We start from the raw sequence: 17953 nt of genomic DNA, 5'->3' as shown, positions 1-17953 counted from the left end.
TCCCTGACATGGCACGGATTGTGGTGATCGGCGCGGGGCTCGGCGCCATGGCGGCAGCCGCACGGCTGGCCGTGGCGGGCCACCGCGTGACGGTGTACGAGAGCGGCGAGACGTACGGCGGCGGCGTCCGCCGCCTCACGCGCGACGGCTTCGGCTTCGACACCGGTCCCGGTCTGCTGCACCTGCCCGCCGTCTACCGCGACCTGTTCGTCAAGACCGGCAAGCAGCCGCTCGAGGAGTGCGTGACGCTCGGCCAGGTCGACCCGGCGAGCCGCCACGTCTTCGCCGACGGCACCCGCGTCGACCTGCCCAACGCGTCGCGCGCCGGGACCGTCTCGGCCCTGGACGCGGCGCTGGGCGCGGGCGCGGGCGAGCGGTGGGGCGAGTTCCTGGTGCGGGCCCGCGAGGCCTGGGACCGCACCCGCCGGCCGCTCCTGGAGGAGCCGCAGCCGGCCGACCTCACGCCGCTGGGCCGCGAGCCCTACCCGGCCCTGAAGGCGGGCCTGCTGCGCCGTCCGACGACCACGCTCGCCCGGGTCGGCGCCCGCGAGCTGCGCGACCCGCGGCTCGCCGCGCTCCTCGACTCGTACGCGTGGGGCTACGGCTTCGACCCGGCGACCGCGCCGGCCGCGGCGGCCGTGCTGCCGTACATGGAGCAGACCTTCGGCAGCTGGTACGTGGCCGGCGGCATGCGGGTGCTGGCGGACGCGGTGTACGAGCGGTGCGTGCAGCGGCGGGTGGAGTTCGTCTTCGACGCGCACGTCGTGAAGGTCCTGGAGAAGGACGGGAAGGCCTGCGGGGTCGAGCTGGCCGGCGGGGAGACCGTCGACGCGGACCACGTGGTGTCGGGCGCGCCGGTGCCCCTGCACCACGACGAGGACCGGATGCTTCCTCCGGACGGCGCGGAACTCCGGCCGTCCCGTGGGGAGGCGACCGGCCGGGTGACGGTCTGTCTGGCCCTGCGCGGGGCCCGGGAGTCCGGTGCGGTGCACCGCACGGTGGTGCACGCCTCCGGCGCCCTGCCGACGGTGACCGTCCTGCGGCCGGACGACCCGGAGCTGCGCCCGGACGACGCCCACGAGTCGGTGACGGTCACGGCGACCGTCCGCACCGCAGGCGGGCAGGACTGGAACGCGTTCGCCGGGCGGATGCTGCGGCAGGCCGAGGCGGCCGTGCCGGGGCTCCGGGAGCGGCTGCTCTGGCAGGAGGTCCGCACGCCGGAGCACACGCTCCGCGAGACCGGCGTCGCCGAGGTGCCCGGGCCCGCCCTGGCGGGAGCGGGCGGGCGGTACCTGCCGTCGGGCAACGTCTCCCTGCTGCCCGGCCTCCACTTCGCCGGCGGCTGGTCCCACCCCGGCGGCGGGCTCGCGCACGCCGGGATGTCGGGTGCGCTGGTCGCCGGGCTGATCGTGGAGGGCGCGGACTTCCGCGGCTCGCGGTGAGGGCCCGTCAGTAGCGGTACTGCTGGTCCTCGCCGTAGCCGTACTGCTGCTGTTCCTGCTGCTCGGTGTCGCGCTGCTGCGGCACCCACACGCCGCCGGGCGGCGTGTCGTAGGTGTAGGAGGGCGCGTACGGGTCGGCGTACGGCTGCTGCGGGTACGAGCCGTACTGCTGGCCGCCGTCGGTGTACGCCTGCTGGCCGATGTACGGGTCGGAGTAGGCCGCGTACTGCTGCTGACCGCCGGTGCCGTAGTCGTACGCGTGCTGCTGGTCGTACCCGGCGGCGTACGGGTCGGCGTACGGCGACTGCTGGTGCTGCTGGTCGTAGGAGGTGCCGTAGACCGCGTACTGGCCGGTGTCCTCGGGCATCGGCTCGGGCTCGTACACGGCGGCGGTCCCGGCGGCCGCGAAGCCGTCCTGGTCCGCGTCCTGGTCCAGCGGCTCGTAGGCGAGGTCGCTGACCTCGAGGGTCGGCCCCTCCTTCGCCGCGGGCCCGGACCTGCGGCGGCGGCTCGCGCCCGGGCTGCCGCCCAGGGCCCAGCCGGTGGAGAAGCCGCGCCGGAAGGAGAGCGTGACGTAGGTCTGGCCGACGGCGAAGGCGATCGCGCCGGCGACGATCACCAGGACCGAGGGCAGCAGCACGCCGAGGACGACGCCGAGGAAGCCGCTGAAGGCGAGCAGCCGCCAGCGCAGCCGCGCCTTGTACTGCAGCAGCACCTCACCCAGCAGCCACAGCGCCACGACACCGAAAGCGATGTAGAGGACCGTCCACCACATGCCCGCCCCTCTCCTACGGCCACCGCCGCGGGTAGGGGCGGGTACGACCGGTCACGACTGCTGGTGCAGTCCGAGATTCTCGTAGATCTCGAGCGTCGCCCTGGAGTTGTTCAGCGTGATGAAGTGCAGCCCTGGGACACCCTCGGACAGCAGCCGCGCGCAGAACTCCGTCGCGAACTCGATGCCCATGGAGCGTACAGCGGCCGGATCGTCCTTGACCGCGAGGATGCGTTCTTTCACATTCTCGGGGAAGAGGGCGTTGCTCAGGACGGGCAGCCGTTCCAGGGTCCGGACGCTCACGACGGGCATCACCTCGGGGATGATCGGCGTCTCGCAGCCGGCCTTCTGCACGCTGTCGCGCAGCCGCAGGTAGGCCTCCGGGTCGAAGAACATCTGGGTGATCGCGTAGTCGGCGCCGGCCTTGCACTTGTCGACGAAGTGGCGGACGTCGGTGTCCCAGTCCGTGGAACGCGGGTGCATCTCCGGGAAGGCGGCGACGCCGACGCAGAAGTCGCCCGACTCCTTGATCAGCCGGACGAGGTCTGCGGCGTAGTGGACGCCCTCCGGATGGGCGACCCACTCGCCGAGCGGGTCGCCCGGCGGGTCGCCGCGCACGGCGAGCATGTTCCGGATGCCCGCGTCGGCGTACTGGCCGAGGATGTTGCGGAGTTCGGCGATCGAGTGGTCGACGGCGGTGAGGTGGGCGACCGGGGTGAGGGTGGTGTCGGAGGCGATCTTCTGGGTGGCCTTGACCGTGCCGCCGCGGGTGGAGCCGCCGGCGCCGTAGGTGACGGAGACGAAGCTGGGGGCGACCGCTTCGATCCGGCGCATGGCGTTCCAGAGGCTCTGCTCGCTCTTCTCGCTCCGGGGGGCGAAGAACTCGAACGAGTACGACGTGCCACCGGAGGCGAGGATGTCGCGGACCGTGCGTGCGCGGTCCGAGCGGACGGAAGCGGTACCAAGGGCCATACGGGCAGGTTAGACGGGGTCCAGGAGTCGAGTGAAGTCGAGTCCGCGTTCTGGACATGTTTCAGGACACCGTGCACAAGCCACCGGGCCCCCGTGACCACGATGTGGACCCGGGCGGGCCCCGCTCCCGTGCCGAGCTCAGGCCAGGCGCTCGCGGACCCGCTTCGCGAGGGAGGCCGTGGCGGCGGCGGGGTCGTCGGCCTCGGTGATCGCGCGGACGACGACGATCCGGCGGGCGCCGGCGTCGAGGACCTCGTCCAGGTTGGTCTCGTCGATGCCGCCGATGGCGAACCAGGGCCGGTCCTGGGCCAGGCCCGCCGCGTACCGCACGAGGCCGAGGCCCGGCGCGTACCGCCCGGGCTTGGTGGGGGTCGGCCAGCAGGGGCCGGTGCAGAAGTAGTCCACGCCGGGCTCGGCGGCGGCCGCGGCCGCCTCCTCCTCGGCGTGGCAGGAGCGGCCGATCAGCACCTCGTCGCCCAGGATCGCCCGGGCGGCGGGCACGGGCAGGTCGCCCTGGCCGAGGTGGAGCACGTCGGAGCTGGTGGCGTGGGCGACGTCGGCCCGGTCGTTGACGGCGAGGAGCTTGCCGTGCCGGCGGCAGGCCTCGGCGAACACGGCGAGGTGCTCCAGCTCCTCGCCGGCCTCCATGCCCTTGTCGCGGAGCTGCACGATGTCGACGCCGGAGGAGAGCACGGCGTCGAGGAAGGCGGGCAGGTCACCCTGGCGCTTCCGGGCGTCGGTGCACAGGTAGAGCCGGGCGTCGGCGAGCTGCGCGCGAGGCGTGGGCATGTGGGTCCCCCCGTCGGGTGGTGCCGGTGCCGGGCCGCCGACCGGAGTCGGCCGGCGGCCCGGCACCAGTGGTGGTGTCTTCGGTGCGGCTCGGCGAGCGTACGTCGGACGGCGCCGGCCGTCAGACGGCGAGCGCCTGGGCGCGGCGCTTCACCTCCGTGCCGCGATTCTCGCCGAGGGCCTGCGCGGGCGTGCCGGGCAGGGTCGGGTCCGGAGTGAAGAGCCACTCCAGCATCTCTTCGTCGCTGAAGCCGTCGTCCCGCAGGAGCGTCAGGGTCCCGGCGAGGCCCTTGACGACCTTGCCGTCCTGGATGAAGGCGGCAGGCACCTGGAGGATCTTCTCGCCGGGGCGCACTTCGCGTCGGACGGCGATGAGCTGGCCCTCCTTGACCAGCTGCCGTACGCGCGTCACCTCGATGTCGAGCATCTCCGCGATGTCGGGGAGGTAGAGCCAGGCGGGGACGAGAGCATCGGTCTTTGCGTCAATCTCGGTCACGGGACAAGCCTGCCATCCCGGACTGACAGTCGGTAGTCGGGCCCTACCGGACTGCCGCCTTCAGGGGTACGGAGGGGTCGGCGGCCCTCGCCGGGTCGACGGCGGTGCCGTGCTCGATCAGCCTGCGGCCCTGGGCCAGGTCGCGCGGCCGGCCGACGGCGAGCAGGGCGACCGGGGTCTCGCCGCGCAGCCACAGGACCGTCCAGGCCTCCTCGGCCGGGTCGCCGCGCCACAGCAGGGTGTCGGCGGCGCCGTGGTGTCCGGCGTACTGGACGAAGCGGCCGAACTGCTCGGACCAGAAGTAGGGCACCGGGTCGTACGGCTCGGGCGCCTCGCCGACGATGCCGGCGGCGACGGTGCGGGGGCCCTGGAGGGCGTTGTCCCAGTGGTGGACGAGGAGCCGTTCGCCGTAGCGGGCGGACGGGAAGGAGGCGCAGTCGCCGACGGCGTACACGTCGGGCAGCGAGGTGCGCAGGTGGGCGTCGGCGGTGAGCGCGCCACTGGGGTCGAGGGCGGCGCCGGAGCCTTCGAGCCAGCCGGTTGCGGGGCGGGCGCCGATGCCGACGACGACGGCGTCGGCGGGCAGCTCACGGGCCTCGCCGGTGGCGCCGAAGTCGTCGGAGTCGGCCGTGAGGACGACGCGCCCCTCCTCGACGTGCTCCACGCGCGCGTGGAGCCGGAGTTCGGCGCCGCTCTCGGCGTACCAGGCGGCCATGGGCGCGGTGACCTCGGCGGGGAGCGCTCCGGGGAGCGGGCGGCCGGCGGCCTCGACGACGGTGACGGCGCAGCCGGCCTGCCGGGCGGCGGTGGTGAACTCCGCGCCGATCCAGCCGGCGCCGACGACCACGATGCCGTGGCGGCGTTCCAGGACGGGCTTGAGCCGGGCGGCGTCGTCGAGGGTGCGCAGCAGATGGACGCCGGGGACGCCTTCGGAGCCGGGCAGGGTGAGCGGGTGGGCGCCGGTGGCGACGACGAGGACGTCGTACGGGACGGGCCCGGCCTCGGTGTCGACCTCGTGGTCGGCGGCGCGCAGTCCGGTGACCTCGACGCCGAGGCGGAGGTCGACGTCGAGGGCGGCGAAGTCGACGTCGAAGGCGGAGTCCTCGGCCTTGCCGAGCAGCACCGCCTTGGACAGCGGCGGCCGGTCGTAGGGCTGGTGGGGTTCGGCGCCGATGAGGGTGACGGGTCCGGTGAAGCCCCGCTCGCGCAGGGCGACGGCGGTCTGGACGCCTGCCATCCCGGCGCCGACGATCACGACGTGCCGTTCGGTCCGGTCGGGTGACTGCTGCTGCGACTGGTCCCCGGCCTGCTGCTGCTCGCTCTGCTCGCTCACCCGACCACTGTATTCACCTGACGGACCGTCAGGAAGGGAGGGGTCCTGTGGCGGTCCGGCCCCGGCGGTTAGTCTGGCCGCCGTAGAGCACTCGCGGGAGCCCGGACGGACCGGGCTGAGAGGGAGGCTGGCCGGCCTCCGACCGTACGAACCTGATCCGGGTCATGCCGGCGAAGGGAGGGGCTGGACGCCCATGTCGCGTACACGCAGTACCGGCGGTACCCGCAGCACACGCACCACCTCGGACGTTCTCGTCGTCGGAGGCGGCATCATCGGCCTGGTCACGGCCTGGCGCGCCGCGCAGCGCGGACTGCGCACCGCGGTGGCCGACCCCGAACCGGGCGGCGGGGCCGCCCGGGTGGCGGCGGGCATGCTCGCCGCCGTCACCGAACTCCACTACGGCGAGGAGACCCTGCTCGGCCTCAACCTGGCCTCCGCCCGCCGCTATCCGGACTTCGTCGCCGAACTCGCCGAGGCGACCGGCGGCATGGACGTCGGCTACCGCGCCTGCGGCACCCTCGCCGTCGCGCTCGACGCCGACGACCGGGCCCACCTGCGCGAACTCCACGCCCTGCAGACCCGCTGCGGGCTCGCCTCCGAGTGGCTGAGCGGCCGCGAGTGCCGCCGCCTCGAACCGATGCTGGCCCCGGGCGTGCGGGGCGGGCTGCGCGTGGACGGCGACCACCAGGTCGATCCCCGGCGGCTCGCCGACGCGCTCGTGGTGGCGTGCGAGCGGGCCGGGGTGGTCTTCCACCGCTCGCTCGCGGAGCGGCTCACGGTGGAACGGGACCGGGCCGCGGGCGCGGTGCTCGCGGACGGCACCGAGCAGGCCGCCGAGCAGGTGGTGCTCGCCGCCGGCAGCATGAGCGGACGGCTCGCCGGGGTGCCGGAGCGGGTCCTGCCGCCCGTGCGGCCCGTGAAGGGGCAGGTGCTGCGGCTGCGGGTGCCGCCCGCGTACGCGCCGTTCCTCTCCCGGACGGTCCGGGCGGTCGTCCGCGGCAGCCATGTCTACCTCGTGCCGCGCGAGAACGGCGAGCTGGTCGTCGGCGCGACCAGCGAGGAGCTCGGCTGGGACACCACCGTCACCGCCGGCGGGGTGTACGAGCTGCTGCGCGACGCGCACGAGCTGGTCCCCGGCATCACCGAGCTGCCGCTCACCGAGACCCGCGCCGGGCTGCGTCCCGGCTCGCCCGACAACGCGCCGCTGCTCGGCCCGAGCGCCCTGCCCGGGCTGCACCTGGCCACCGGCCACTACCGCAACGGGGTGCTGCTCACCCCGGTCACCGGCGACGTCATGGCGGAGGCGCTGACCACCGGCGCGCTGCCGGACGAGGCACGCCCCTTCACCGCCCGCCGCTTCTCCTCCGCGCACCTGGAGCACGCATGAACGCGCCCCTGTCCGTCTCCGTGAACGGGGAGCCCCGGGCCCTGCAGGGCCCGCTCTCCCTCGACGCCCTCGTCGCCACCCTCACCACGGCGCCGTCCGGAGTGGCCGCCGCCGTCAACGAGACCGTGGTCCCGCGCAGCCAGTGGGCAGCGACGCTGCTCGGCGACGGCGACCGGGTCGAGGTCCTGACCGCGGTGCAGGGAGGATGAGCGCAATGTCCGACGACGTGTTCCTGCTGGGCGGTACGGAGTTCTCGTCCCGTCTGATCATGGGTACGGGCGGCGCGCCCAGCCTCGACGTCCTGGAACGCTCGCTCGTCGCGAGCGGCACGGAGCTGACGACGGTCGCGATGCGCCGGCTGGACCCGACGGTCCGGGGTTCGGTCCTGTCGGTCCTGGAGCGGCTCGGCATCCGGGTGCTGCCGAACACGGCGGGCTGCTTCACGGCGGGCGAGGCGGTGCTCACCGCCCGGCTCGCCCGGGAGGCCCTGGGCACCGAGTGGATCAAGCTGGAGGTCATCGCCGACGAGCGGACCCTGCTGCCGGACGGCGAGGAGCTCCTCGCCGCCGCCGAGACCCTCGTGGACGACGGCTTCGTCGTGCTGCCGTACACCAACGACGACCCGGTCCTCGCGCGGAAGCTGGAGGACGTCGGCTGCGCTGCGATCATGCCGCTGGGCTCGCCGATCGGTTCCGGCCTGGGCATCCGCAACCCGCACAACTTCGAGCTGATCGCGGACCGGGCGGGCGTGCCGGTGATCCTGGACGCGGGGGCGGGGACGGCGTCGGACGCGGCGCAGGCGATGGAGCTGGGCTGCGCGGCGGTGATGCTGGCGTCGGCGGTCACGCGGGCGCAGGAGCCCGTCCTGATGGCCGAGGCGATGCGGCACGCGGTGGAGGCGGGCCGCCTGGCCCACCGCGCGGGCCGCATCCCGCGCCGCCACTTCGCCGAGCCCTCCTCCCCGCACGCCGGCCGCGCCCGCCTCGACCCGGAACGCCCCGCCTTCTAGGGACCGCCGCCCCTGGACAGGCCCGGGCCTCGGGCAGGCTCCTGCCCCGGACAGGCCCGGGCGGGCCCCGACCCCCCGGGCAGGCCCCGGACCCGGCCGTCGCTGCGGCTCGCCCCGCCCGCCCGCTCGTCACAGCTGCGCTGCAGTACGGGGCGCGGGGGCCGGGGCGGGTCCGGGGCCCTCGTAGACTCGACGCCGTGGACACGACCCTTCAGGACCCCCTCGTCGGGCGGCTGCTCGACGGCCGCTACCGCGTCGACGCGCGTGTCGCCGTCGGCGGGATGGCCACGGTCTACCGGGCCGTGGACACCCGGCTCGACCGGGTGCTCGCGCTCAAGGTGATGCACCCGGACCTCGCCACGGACGCCGCGTTCGTGGAACGGTTCATGCGGGAGGCCAAGTCCGTCGCACGGCTCGCGCACCCCAACGTCGTCGGGGTCTTCGACCAGGGCGCGGACGGCGCGTACGTCTACCTCGCGATGGAGTACGTCGCCGGCTGCACCCTCCGCGACGTCCTGCGCGAGCGCGGCGCGCTCGCTCCCCGGGCCGCGCTCGACGTCCTGGAGCCGGTGCTCGCCGCCCTCGGCGCCGCGCACCGGGCCGGGTTCGTGCACCGCGACATGAAGCCGGAGAACGTCCTGATAGGGGACGACGGCCGGGTGAAGGTCGCCGACTTCGGGCTCGTACGGGCCGTGGGCTCGGTCACCGACACCACCGGCTCGGTCCTCGGCACCGTCTCGTACCTCGCGCCGGAGCAGATCGAGCACGGCACCGCCGACACCCGCGCCGACGTGTACGCGTGCGGCGTGGTCCTCTACGAGATGCTCACCGGCGGCAAGCCGCACTCCGGGGACACCCCCGCCCAGGTGCTCTACCAGCACCTGAACACCGACGTCCCCGCGCCCTCCGCCGCCGTCCCCGGCCTCGCCGTGGAGCTGGACGAGCTGGTGGCGGGCGCGACGGCGCGGAATCCCGACCTCCGGCCGTACGACGCGGTGGACCTCCTCGCGCGGACCCGGGAGGCCCGTGCCGCGCTCGGCGACGAGCAGCTCGACGCCGTGCCCCCGCAGGCCCGTGCCCAGGCGGCGGAGGACGGCGGCGGGGAGGACCCGACCTCCGTCATCCCGCGCGTCCGGCCGCTCCCCGTGGAGCACACCAGCCTGCTGCCCCCACCGGTCGCCGCAGCCACGGCGGCGCCGCCCGCCCCGCGGCGCCGTCCACGCGGGCCGCTCCTCGTCGTCGCCGCCGTCCTGCTCGCCCTCGGCATCGGGACCGGCGTCTGGTACATCAACTCCGGCCAGTTCACCCGCGTCCCCGCCGTCCTCGGCCAGACCGAGGCGCAGGCCACGAAGCGCCTGGCCGACGCCGGGCTCGACGTGGGCACGACGGAGCGGGCGTTCAGCGACGTGTACGAGCGCGGCACCGTCATGGCGGTCGACCCGGCGCCCGGCGAGCGCATCCGCGGCAACGGCACGGTGACGCTCACCCTGTCCCGCGGCCCGAAGATCGTGAAGGTCCCGAACCTGAAGGGCACGCCGCTCGCCGAGGCCAGGAAGACCCTGGCCGAGGAGGGCCTGGCGACCGGCGTGGTCACGTACGAGTTCAGCGACTCCGTCGCGCAGGGCGCCGTGATCGGCTCCGACCCGGAGCCGGGCACCGAGCGCGGCCCCGACTCGGCCGTCGCGCTCGTGGTCAGCAAGGGCACGCCGATCGACGTCCCCGCCGTCACCGGCGAGTCGGTCGAGGACGCCACCGCCCTGCTCCAGGAGGCCGGTCTGAAGGTGGCCGTCGCTCCGGAGAAGATCAACTCGCCCGAGGAGGCCGGTTCCGTCGCCGCGCAGTCCCTCGCCGAGGGCAGCCGGGCGGCGAAGGGCGACACGATCACCCTGACCGTCTCCAAGGGGCCGAAGATGGTCGAGGTCCCGGACGTGGTCGGCATGTCGACCGACGAGGCCCGCACCGAGCTGGAGGACGCCGGCTTCGAGGTGAAGGTCGAGAAGACGTTCCCGTTCCTCGGCGACACGGTCACCGGCCAGTCCGTCGACGGCGGCTCCACCGCCGCCGAGGGCTCCACCATCACCGTCACGATCAAGGGACTGTAGGAACTCATGCGCAACCCCGTCGGCGGCCATGTCCCCGTGGCCGGCGGTCTCGCCACGGTCGGTCTCGGTTACGCCCGGGAGCTCGGCGCGGAGACGGTGCAGGTCTTCGTCGCCAACCCGCGCGGCTGGGCCACGCCGGCCGGCAACCCGGCCCAGGACGAGCTGTTCCGGGCCGGCTGCGCGGCCGAGGGCCTGTCGGCCTGGGTCCACGCCCCGTACCTGATCAACTTCGGCTCGCACACCGAGGCGACCGTGGAGAAGTCGGTGGAGTCGCTGCGGCACTCACTGCGCCGCGCGCGGCAGATCGGCGCCAGGGGCGTGGTCGTGCACACCGGCTCGGCGACCGGGGGCCGGCCGCGCGCCGAGGCCCTGGCGCAGGTGCGGGAGCGGATGCTGCCGCTGCTCGACGAGCTGACGCACGAGGACGACCCGGACCTGCTCATCGAGTCGACGGCCGGGCAGGGCTTCTCGCTCTGCTCGACGGCGGAGGACTTCGGCCCGTACTTCGAGGCCCTCGACCGCCATCCCAGGCTGGGCGTCTGTCTCGACACCTGCCACATCTTCGCCGCGGGCCACGACCTGACCGGCCCCGACGGCGCGGCGCGCACGCTCGACGAGCTGGTGGCGGTGGTCGGCGAGGGCCGGCTGAAGCTGATCCACGCCAACGACTCCAAGGACGTCGTGGGCGCGCACAAGGACCGGCACGCCAACATCGGGGCCGGTCACATCGGCCAGGACGCCTTCCGGAATCTGCTGGGCCACCCCGCGACCGACGGCGTTCCGTTGATCATCGAGACGCCCGGTGGGCCACAGGGGCACCGGGCGGACGTGGAGCTGCTGAAGAAGCTGCGGGTCTGAATTCCCGTTGAGGAATACCCTAGGGGGGTATACGGTTCCCGAGTACGGAGGAACCGCTACCCGAACTTGGGGGCACCATGCAGCACGAAGCGCACGCCCACCACGAACAGCACCAGACCCACGAGGGCCATGAGCACCACGAGCACCACGCAGCTCATGGGCAGCACAGCGCTCACGACCAGCACGCAGGCCACGCGGGCCACACGGCTCACGAGGGTCACGAGCAGCACCAGCACCACCACGGGCACGGCAAGGTGTCCTGGTCGATGGCCGCCCAGGCCACGCTCCACTGCCTCACCGGCTGCGCCATCGGTGAGGTGCTGGGCATGGTCATCGGCACGGCGCTCGGCTGGGGCAACCTGCCGACGATGGTGCTCGCGATCATCCTGGCGTTCTTCTTCGGCTACGCGCTCACCCTGCGCGGCATCCTGAAGGCCGGCGTCGACTTCAAGACCGCGTTCAAGGTCGCGCTCGCCGCCGACACGCTGTCCATCGCGGTCATGGAGATCATCGACAACGGTGTGATCGCCCTGTGGCCCGGCGCCATGGACGCCCACCTCTCCGAGCCGCTGTTCTGGATCGTGCTCGCCATCGCGCTGGCCGCCGCCTTCGTGATCACCACGCCGGTCAACAAGTGGATGATCGGCCGCGGCAAGGGCCACGCCGTCGTCCACCAGTACCACCACTAGGCACGACAGGGCCGCCAGGCCGTCCGGATCCCGGCCGCGTCCGGGCCCGATCCGAAGGAACCGGCCTAGAGCTCAGGGCCGTCGCCCGGCTCCTCCTGGTACGAGTAGCGCTGCTCCGTCCACGGGTCACCGATGTTGTGGTACCCGCGCTCCTCCCAGAAGCCCCGCCGGTCGGCGGCCATGTACTCCACACCGCGGACCCACTTGGGCCCCTTCCAGGCGTACAGGTGCGGCACCACGAGCCGCAGCGGGAAACCGTGCTCGGCGGTGAGCAGTTCGCCGTCCTTGTGGGTGGCGAAGATCGTGCGCTCCGAGGCGAAGTCGGCGAGCCGCATGTTGGCGCTGTAGCCGTACTCCGCCCAGACCATGACGTGGGTGACGTTCGGCGCGGGCGGGGCGAGTTCCAGGAGCGTACGGGCGGGCACACCGCCCCATTCGGCCCCGAGCATGCTGAATTTCGTCACGCAGTGCAGATCGGCCACGACGGTGGCGAAGGGCAGCGCCGAGAACTCCTCGTGGTTCCAGCAGCGCTTGTCGCCGTCGGCGGTCGCCCCGAAGACCCGGAACTCCCAGCGCTCCGGCTTGAACCGGGGAACGGGGCCGTAGTGGGTCACCGGCCAGCCGCGCTGGAGCCGCTGCCCCGGCGGCAGATCCGACGAAACCGCCACTCCTGTTTCCCGGCGTGCTCCGCCCTCCGGCTGACCCATGTCATCCATGGTGACAGACCGCGAGGGGTGGTCATGACCAGCCATGCCTCGACATCTTTGGGGATATTCTGACAATTAAGGCAACCCACAGTAAGCCTGCACTTACTGGACGCCACCCATTCGCGCTGCGAGGATGCGGCCATCCTGCCCAGTGGCGGCACCGACATGCGTGGAAGGATCCTGAAGCGATGCAGGGCGACCCCGAGGTCCTCGAATTCCTCAACGAGCAGCTGACCGGCGAGCTGACGGCGATCAACCAGTACTGGCTGCACTACCGCATCCAGGACAACAAGGGCTGGACCAAGCTCGCCAAGTACACCCGCGAAGAGTCCATCGACGAGATGAAGCACGCGGACAAGCTGACCGAGCGCATCCTCATGCTCGACGGCCTGCCCAACTACCAGCGGCTCTTCCACGTCCGCGTCGGCCAGACGGTCAAGGAGATGTTCGAGGCCGACCGCCAGGTCGAGGTGGAGGCGATCGACCGGCTCAAGCGCGGGATCGAGGTCATGCGCGCCAAGGGGGACATCACCTCGGCGAACCTCTTCGAGGAGATCCTGGCGGACGAGGAGCACCACATCGACTACCTCGACACGCAGCTGGAGCTGATCGAGCAGCTGGGCGAGGCGCTGTACTGCTCCACCCTCATCGAGCAGCCGAGCTGACCCCGGCGGCCGCGCCCGAAGACGGCCTCAGGCGGCTTCGCGCAGCTGCGCGACCTCGGCGGTCTCGGTCACCTCGGTGACCTCCGCCGCCAGTGCCGGCATGCCCTGGTCCAGCAGCTCACGGCGCGGGCAGTTGCCGCGCCCGAGAATGGCCTGAATGCGTCGTACACACGAACCACAGTCGGTGCCTGCCTTGCAGGCGGAGGCGATCTGGCGAGGCGTGCAGGCGCCGGCCTCGGCATGCTCCTTGACCTGCTTCTCCGTCACTGCGAAACATGAGCAGACGTACACGCGGTTCACCTCCCGCCTAGATCGATAAGGCTAACCTAACCTTACCCGGCGGTCCGGGGGCGCAAAAGTCCCCGATACGACAGTGGGGCGCGGATCACAAGGATCCGCGCCCCACTGTCGTAGGAAGCTACTTACTGATCGCGGTACATCTCGGCCACGAGGAACGCGAGGTCGAGCGACTGGCTCCGGTTGAGCCGCGGGTCGCAGGCCGTCTCGTAGCGCTGGTGCAGGTCGTCGACGAAGATCTCGTCGCCGCCGCCCACGCACTCGGTGACGTCGTCACCGGTGAGCTCGACGTGGATGCCGCCCGGGTGGGTGCCCAGCTCCTTGTGGACCTCGAAGAAGCCCTTGACCTCGTCGAGCACGTCGTCGAAGCGACGGGTCTTGTGGCCCGAGGCCGCCTCGAAGGTGTTGCCGTGCATCGGGTCGGTCACCCAGGCGACCGTCGCGCCCGAGGCGGTGACCTTCTCGACCAGCTCGGGGAGCTTGTCGCGGACCTTGTCGGCGCCCATGCGCACGATGAAGGTCAGCCGGCCCGGCTCGCGGTCCGGGTCCAGGCGCTCGATGTACGTCAGCGCCTCTTCCGGAGTGGTCGTCGGACCCAGCTTGATGCCGATCGGGTTCGCGATCTGCGAGGCGAACTCGATGTGGGCGTGGTCGAGCTGGCGGGTGCGCTCACCGATCCAGACCATGTGGCCGGAGGTGTCGTACAGCTTGCCGGTGCGCGAGTCGGTGCGCGTCAGCGCGCCCTCGTAGTCGAGGAGCAGCGCCTCGTGCGAGGCGTAGAACTCCACCGCGCGGAACTCGGCCGGGTCGGTGCCACAGGCCTTCATGAAGTTCAGCGCGTTGTCGATCTCGCGCGCCAGCTGCTCGTAGCGCTGGCCCGACGGGGAGGACTTCACGAAGTCCTGGTTCCAGGCGTGCACCTGGCGCAGGTCGGCGTAGCCACCCGTGGTGAAGGCGCGGACCAGGTTGAGCGTCGACGCGGAGGCGTTGTACATCCGCTTCAGGCGCTCGGGGTCCGGGATGCGGGCGGCCTCGGTGAAGTCGAAGCCGTTGACGGAGTCGCCCCGGTAGGTCGGGAGCGTCACGCCGTCGCGGGTCTCGGTCGGCTTCGAGCGCGGCTTGGAGTACTGCCCGGCGATGCGGCCGACCTTGACGACGGGCACGGAGGCCGCGTACGTGAGGACGGCGCTCATCTGGAGCAGGGTCTTCAGCTTGGCTCGGATGTGGTCGGCGGAAACGGCGTCGAAGGCCTCGGCGCAGTCGCCACCCTGAAGGAGGAACGCCTCGCCACGGGCGACGGCTCCCATCCGGGCGCGCAGCTGGTCGCACTCGCCGGCAAAGACGAGCGGAGGATACGACTCGAGGTCCGCGATCACATCGCGCAGAGCCTCGGCATCGGGGTACTCGGGCTGCTGCGCCGCGGGCAGGTCTCGCCAGGTCGCCTTGGCGACGGCGTGGGTATCAGCGTTCACGGTCACGCGACAACAGTACGGGGTCTTCGCCCCGTCTCGTCCCTCTGCCCAGCTGCTGAGACACGGACCCGCCATCCGGACACGGACGCGACACCTTCCGTGGGTCTGCGCGTTGAACAGCGCTGTTAGTTTCCGGCCCTTCTGACAACTGAACCGAGGGGTGGGCGTGATCCCCAGACACCGCAAGGACCGCAAGAAGAAGCGCCTGTTGTACGGCACGCTGGCGGGCGTCGTCGTCGGCGCCACGATCGGCACCCTCGCGGTCGCCGCTCCCGGCGCCCTCCGCGGCGAGGACGACGGGAAGGCCGCCGAACCCTCGCTCCGCTCGGCCTTCGCCGACGCGGCGCGCGAGTTCGACGTGCCGCAGAGCGTGCTGATGGCGGTCTCGTACCGGCAGACCCGCTGGGATTCGCACGACGGCGAGCCCAGCACGACCGGCGCGTACAACGTCATGGGCCTGACCGACGTCGACCCGGACGACGTCGGGGCGGAGGACGACGAGGAGCGCCTCGCGCACCTCAACGAGAGCGGCCGCCCGGAGATCGAGAAGACCTTCGACGCGGCCAGGGCCCTGGCCGCCCTGCCGGAGCGGGCCGTCGACACCGGCGATCCGCGGCTGCACACCGCGGACGCGGCCGCCGCGCTGATCGACGACTCCGCCGAGTCCGTGAAGGGCGACCCGGCCCAGAGCATCCGGGCCGGCGCGGCGCTGCTCGCGGAGTACCAGCGGCAGGCCACCGGTGGCGACGAGCTGCCGGACGCGCCCGGCGCCTGGTACCCGGCCGTCGCGCGCTACAGCCAGTCGCCCGACCGCAAGGGCGCCGAGCTCTTCGCGCGGCGCGTCTTCGAGTCGATCAGGACCGGCGAGAGCGAGCTGACGGCGGACGGCGAGCAGGTCGTCCTGCCGGCCGACCCCTCGGTGCGGCCGGCCAAGCCCTCGCGGATGCCGCTCGCCGTCACCTCCGCGAGCACCACGGCCGTTCCGACGCCCGAGTGCCCGTCCGGTCTGACCTGCAACTTCGTGCCCTCGCGTACGGCCGCCGACGGCAGCACCCGCAACTACACCCTCGCCGACCGCCCGAACCAGGACGTCGGCATCCGCCAGATCGTGATCCACGACACCGAGGGCGGCTACGACGGCTCGCTCGCCTCCCTCACCAACCCGGACGTCAAGGCGAGCGCCCACTACCTGGTCCGCGCCTCCGACGGCCTGGTCACGCAGATGGTGGAGAACCGGAACCTGGCGTGGCACGCGGGCAACTGGACGCTCAACATGCACTCCATCGGCGTGGAGCACGAGGGCTACGCCATCAAGGAGGGCAGCTGGTACACCGAGTCGCAGTACGCCTCGACCGCCGCCCTGGTGAAGTTCCTGGCCGGGAAGTACGGCATCCCGCTGGACCGCGAGCACGTCATCGGGCACGACGAGGTGCCGATGCAGCTGGACGGCTACAGCGGCAGGACCCACTGGGACGCCGGGCCGTACTGGGACTGGAACCACTTCATGGCGCTGATGGGCGCGCCCACGGGCGCGGGCGGCGCGGGCGGGCGGCTCACGGCCGGCCAGGTGGTCCGGGTCGTCCCGCCGTTCACCACGGCCAACCAGCCGCCGCTGACGTACGGCGGCAGCGCGGTCCCGGCCCGGCCCGCCAACTTCGGCTACCTGTACACCGCCGCGTCCACCGGTTCGGCGCCGCTCACCGACCCGTACTTCTCCTCCCTCTGGACGGAGGGCTCGAACTGGGGGAACAAGGTCCGCGCGGGCGCCACCTACGTGGTCGCCGACCGGACCACCGACTGGACGGCCGTCTGGTACGCGGGGAAGAAGGCCTGGTTCCACAACCCGGGCGGGCAGTACACCGTGCCCGTGACGTCCACGCCGATCCGGGTGCGGGCCAAGGCCGGGGTGACGGTACGGATCTACGGCCGCTCGTATCCCGAGACGTCCGCCTACACGGCCGCGGGCCTGCAGGCGCCGACCGACGACCCCGACCACCTCTCCAAGTACACCCTCACGGGTGAGTACGCGAAGGCCGGCGCCGAGGTGAAGGGCGACGACTGGTTCGGCTCCGCCCGGAAGAACGTCGTCGGCACCGTCACGTACGTCCCGATCCACTACAACCACCGTCTCGCGTGGGTGCGGGCCGACCAGGTGGAGCAGGTGCCGGGCGTCGCGCCGGACCCCGGCACCACCCGGCACAACGTGCTCGCCCGTGACGCGTCCGGCGTGCTGTGGCAGTACCAGGGCAGCGGCGACCCGGCCGTCCCCTTCCTCACCCGGTACCGGATCGGCCCGGGCTGGAACGCGTACGACGTGATCAGCGCGACGGGCCCGCTGCGGGCCGACGGCACCGGGGACCTGGTGGCCCGCGACGGCTCCGGCCACCTCTGGTACCACCAGGGCACCGGCAATCCCTCGGCGCCGTTCGCGGCCCGGCTCGACGTGGGCACCGGGTGGGGGATCTACAACCGGATCTCCGGCGCTCGTGACCTCACCGGTGACGGCAGGGCCGACCTCGTCGCCCGCGACTCCTCCGGCTACCTCTGGCTGTACAAGGGCACCGGCACCCCGTCGACGCCGTTCGCCACCCGCGTGCGGATCGGCGGCGGCTGGAACCTGTACGACCGGCTGGTCCCGACCGGCGACATCACCGCCGACGGCAGGGCCGACCTCGTCGCCAGGGACGGCTCGGGCTACCTGTGGCTGTACAGGGGCACCGGCAGCGCCACCGCCCCGTACGCCACCCGGGTGAAGATCGGCGGCGGCTGGAACGCGTACGACCGGCTCCTCGCCGTCGGCGACGTCACCGGTGACGGCCGGGCCGACCTCGTCGCGCGCGACCCCTCCGGCTACCTCTGGCTGTACAGGGCCACCGGCAGCGCCACCACGCCGTACGCCACCCGGGTGAAGATCGGCGGCGGCTGGAACGTCTACGGCCTCCTGATCTGACCCGGCCGTGGGT

18 protein-coding genes and 1 riboswitch are annotated in these 17953 nt (G+C 72.7%); of the genes, 9 read left to right on the top strand and 9 right to left on the bottom strand.

Annotation, left to right across the window (positions count from 1 at the left end):
• Positions 1-8 precede the first annotated feature (8 nt).
• On the top strand, positions 9-1442 hold the full coding sequence (locus ACFY8W_RS15320; protein WP_391104939.1) for an FAD-dependent oxidoreductase: 1434 nt from the start codon (positions 9-11) through the stop codon (positions 1440-1442).
• Positions 1443-1449: 7 nt separating this feature from the next.
• Here the strand turns inward: ACFY8W_RS15320 and ACFY8W_RS15315 are convergent, their stop codons facing one another.
• From ACFY8W_RS15315 to ACFY8W_RS15295, 5 genes are all read right to left on the bottom strand, one after another.
• On the bottom strand, positions 1450-2217 hold the full coding sequence (locus ACFY8W_RS15315) for a hypothetical protein (RefSeq protein ID WP_391104937.1): 768 nt from the start codon (positions 2215-2217) through the stop codon (positions 1450-1452).
• A 51-nt stretch (positions 2218-2268) separates the two neighbouring features.
• Positions 2269-3186, bottom strand: a complete 918-nt coding sequence (metF, locus tag ACFY8W_RS15310; protein ID WP_384422023.1) for a methylenetetrahydrofolate reductase [NAD(P)H] — start codon at positions 3184-3186, stop codon at positions 2269-2271.
• A gap of 138 nt (positions 3187-3324) precedes the next feature.
• Positions 3325-3975: a thiamine phosphate synthase gene (gene thiE / locus ACFY8W_RS15305; RefSeq protein ID WP_391104935.1), complete on the bottom strand. Its 651-nt coding sequence runs from the start codon at positions 3973-3975 to the stop codon at positions 3325-3327.
• A gap of 121 nt (positions 3976-4096) precedes the next feature.
• Positions 4097-4471 carry an Rv2175c family DNA-binding protein gene (locus ACFY8W_RS15300; RefSeq protein ID WP_391104933.1) on the bottom strand — a complete coding sequence of 125 codons (375 nt, stop codon included), beginning with the start codon at positions 4469-4471 and terminating at the stop codon, positions 4097-4099.
• 43 nt (positions 4472-4514) lie between these two features.
• On the bottom strand, positions 4515-5804 hold the full coding sequence (locus ACFY8W_RS15295; protein ID WP_391104931.1) for an FAD-dependent oxidoreductase: 1290 nt from the start codon (positions 5802-5804) through the stop codon (positions 4515-4517).
• Between the two features lie 83 nt (positions 5805-5887).
• A riboswitch (TPP riboswitch) is annotated at positions 5888-6000 on the top strand.
• Here ACFY8W_RS15295 and thiO point away from each other — a divergent pair.
• From thiO to ACFY8W_RS15270, 5 genes are all read left to right on the top strand, one after another.
• Complete coding sequence (thiO, locus tag ACFY8W_RS15290; protein WP_391104929.1) at positions 5998-7191, top strand: glycine oxidase ThiO; 1194 nt, start codon at positions 5998-6000, stop codon at positions 7189-7191. (Overlaps the previous riboswitch by 3 nt.)
• Positions 7188-7400: a sulfur carrier protein ThiS gene (gene thiS / locus ACFY8W_RS15285; RefSeq protein WP_391104928.1), complete on the top strand. Its 213-nt coding sequence runs from the start codon at positions 7188-7190 to the stop codon at positions 7398-7400. Before thiO ends, thiS begins: the two co-directional genes overlap by 4 nt.
• Before the next feature lie 5 nt (positions 7401-7405).
• Positions 7406-8200 (top strand): thiazole synthase, encoded by a 795-nt coding sequence (locus tag ACFY8W_RS15280; protein WP_391104926.1) that lies wholly within the window; start codon positions 7406-7408, stop codon positions 8198-8200.
• Between the two features lie 197 nt (positions 8201-8397).
• Entirely contained in the window at positions 8398-10302 is a 1905-nt protein-coding gene (gene pknB, locus ACFY8W_RS15275) for a Stk1 family PASTA domain-containing Ser/Thr kinase (protein ID WP_391104924.1), read from the top strand.
• Positions 10303-10308: 6 nt separating this feature from the next.
• Positions 10309-11160 carry a deoxyribonuclease IV gene (locus tag ACFY8W_RS15270; RefSeq protein WP_391104922.1) on the top strand — a complete coding sequence of 284 codons (852 nt, stop codon included), beginning with the start codon at positions 10309-10311 and terminating at the stop codon, positions 11158-11160.
• 56 nt (positions 11161-11216) lie between these two features.
• Here ACFY8W_RS15270 and ACFY8W_RS15265 read toward each other — a convergent pair whose 3' ends face one another.
• Positions 11217-11408: a hypothetical protein gene (locus ACFY8W_RS15265; RefSeq protein ID WP_391104920.1), complete on the bottom strand. Its 192-nt coding sequence runs from the start codon at positions 11406-11408 to the stop codon at positions 11217-11219.
• A 6-nt stretch (positions 11409-11414) separates the two neighbouring features.
• Between ACFY8W_RS15265 and ACFY8W_RS15260 the strand changes: the two genes are divergently transcribed.
• Positions 11415-11849 carry a DUF4396 domain-containing protein gene (locus tag ACFY8W_RS15260; protein WP_391104918.1) on the top strand — a complete coding sequence of 145 codons (435 nt, stop codon included), beginning with the start codon at positions 11415-11417 and terminating at the stop codon, positions 11847-11849.
• Positions 11850-11914: 65 nt separating this feature from the next.
• Here the strand turns inward: ACFY8W_RS15260 and ACFY8W_RS15255 are convergent, their stop codons facing one another.
• Positions 11915-12556: a sulfite oxidase-like oxidoreductase gene (locus tag ACFY8W_RS15255; protein WP_386865010.1), complete on the bottom strand. Its 642-nt coding sequence runs from the start codon at positions 12554-12556 to the stop codon at positions 11915-11917.
• A 188-nt stretch (positions 12557-12744) separates the two neighbouring features.
• Between ACFY8W_RS15255 and bfr the strand changes: the two genes are divergently transcribed.
• Entirely contained in the window at positions 12745-13221 is a 477-nt protein-coding gene (gene bfr / locus ACFY8W_RS15250) for a bacterioferritin (protein ID WP_309549481.1), read from the top strand.
• A gap of 27 nt (positions 13222-13248) precedes the next feature.
• Here bfr and ACFY8W_RS15245 read toward each other — a convergent pair whose 3' ends face one another.
• Positions 13249-13521 (bottom strand): (2Fe-2S)-binding protein, encoded by a 273-nt coding sequence (locus ACFY8W_RS15245; RefSeq protein WP_391104916.1) that lies wholly within the window; start codon positions 13519-13521, stop codon positions 13249-13251.
• Positions 13522-13643: 122 nt separating this feature from the next.
• Positions 13644-14996, bottom strand: a complete 1353-nt coding sequence (locus ACFY8W_RS15240) for a class II 3-deoxy-7-phosphoheptulonate synthase (protein WP_391104914.1) — start codon at positions 14994-14996, stop codon at positions 13644-13646.
• 160 nt (positions 14997-15156) lie between these two features.
• Between ACFY8W_RS15240 and ACFY8W_RS15235 the strand changes: the two genes are divergently transcribed.
• On the top strand, positions 15157-17940 hold the full coding sequence (locus ACFY8W_RS15235; RefSeq protein ID WP_391104912.1) for an N-acetylmuramoyl-L-alanine amidase: 2784 nt from the start codon (positions 15157-15159) through the stop codon (positions 17938-17940).
• Positions 17941-17953 lie beyond the last annotated feature (13 nt).

This window comes from Streptomyces sp. NPDC012637, assembly GCF_042954805.1.
Lineage (GTDB): Bacteria > Actinomycetota > Actinomycetes > Streptomycetales > Streptomycetaceae > Streptomyces.
The sequence above is the reverse complement of the archived record's forward strand: the minus strand, read 5'-3'. Positions and strand labels throughout refer to the sequence as shown.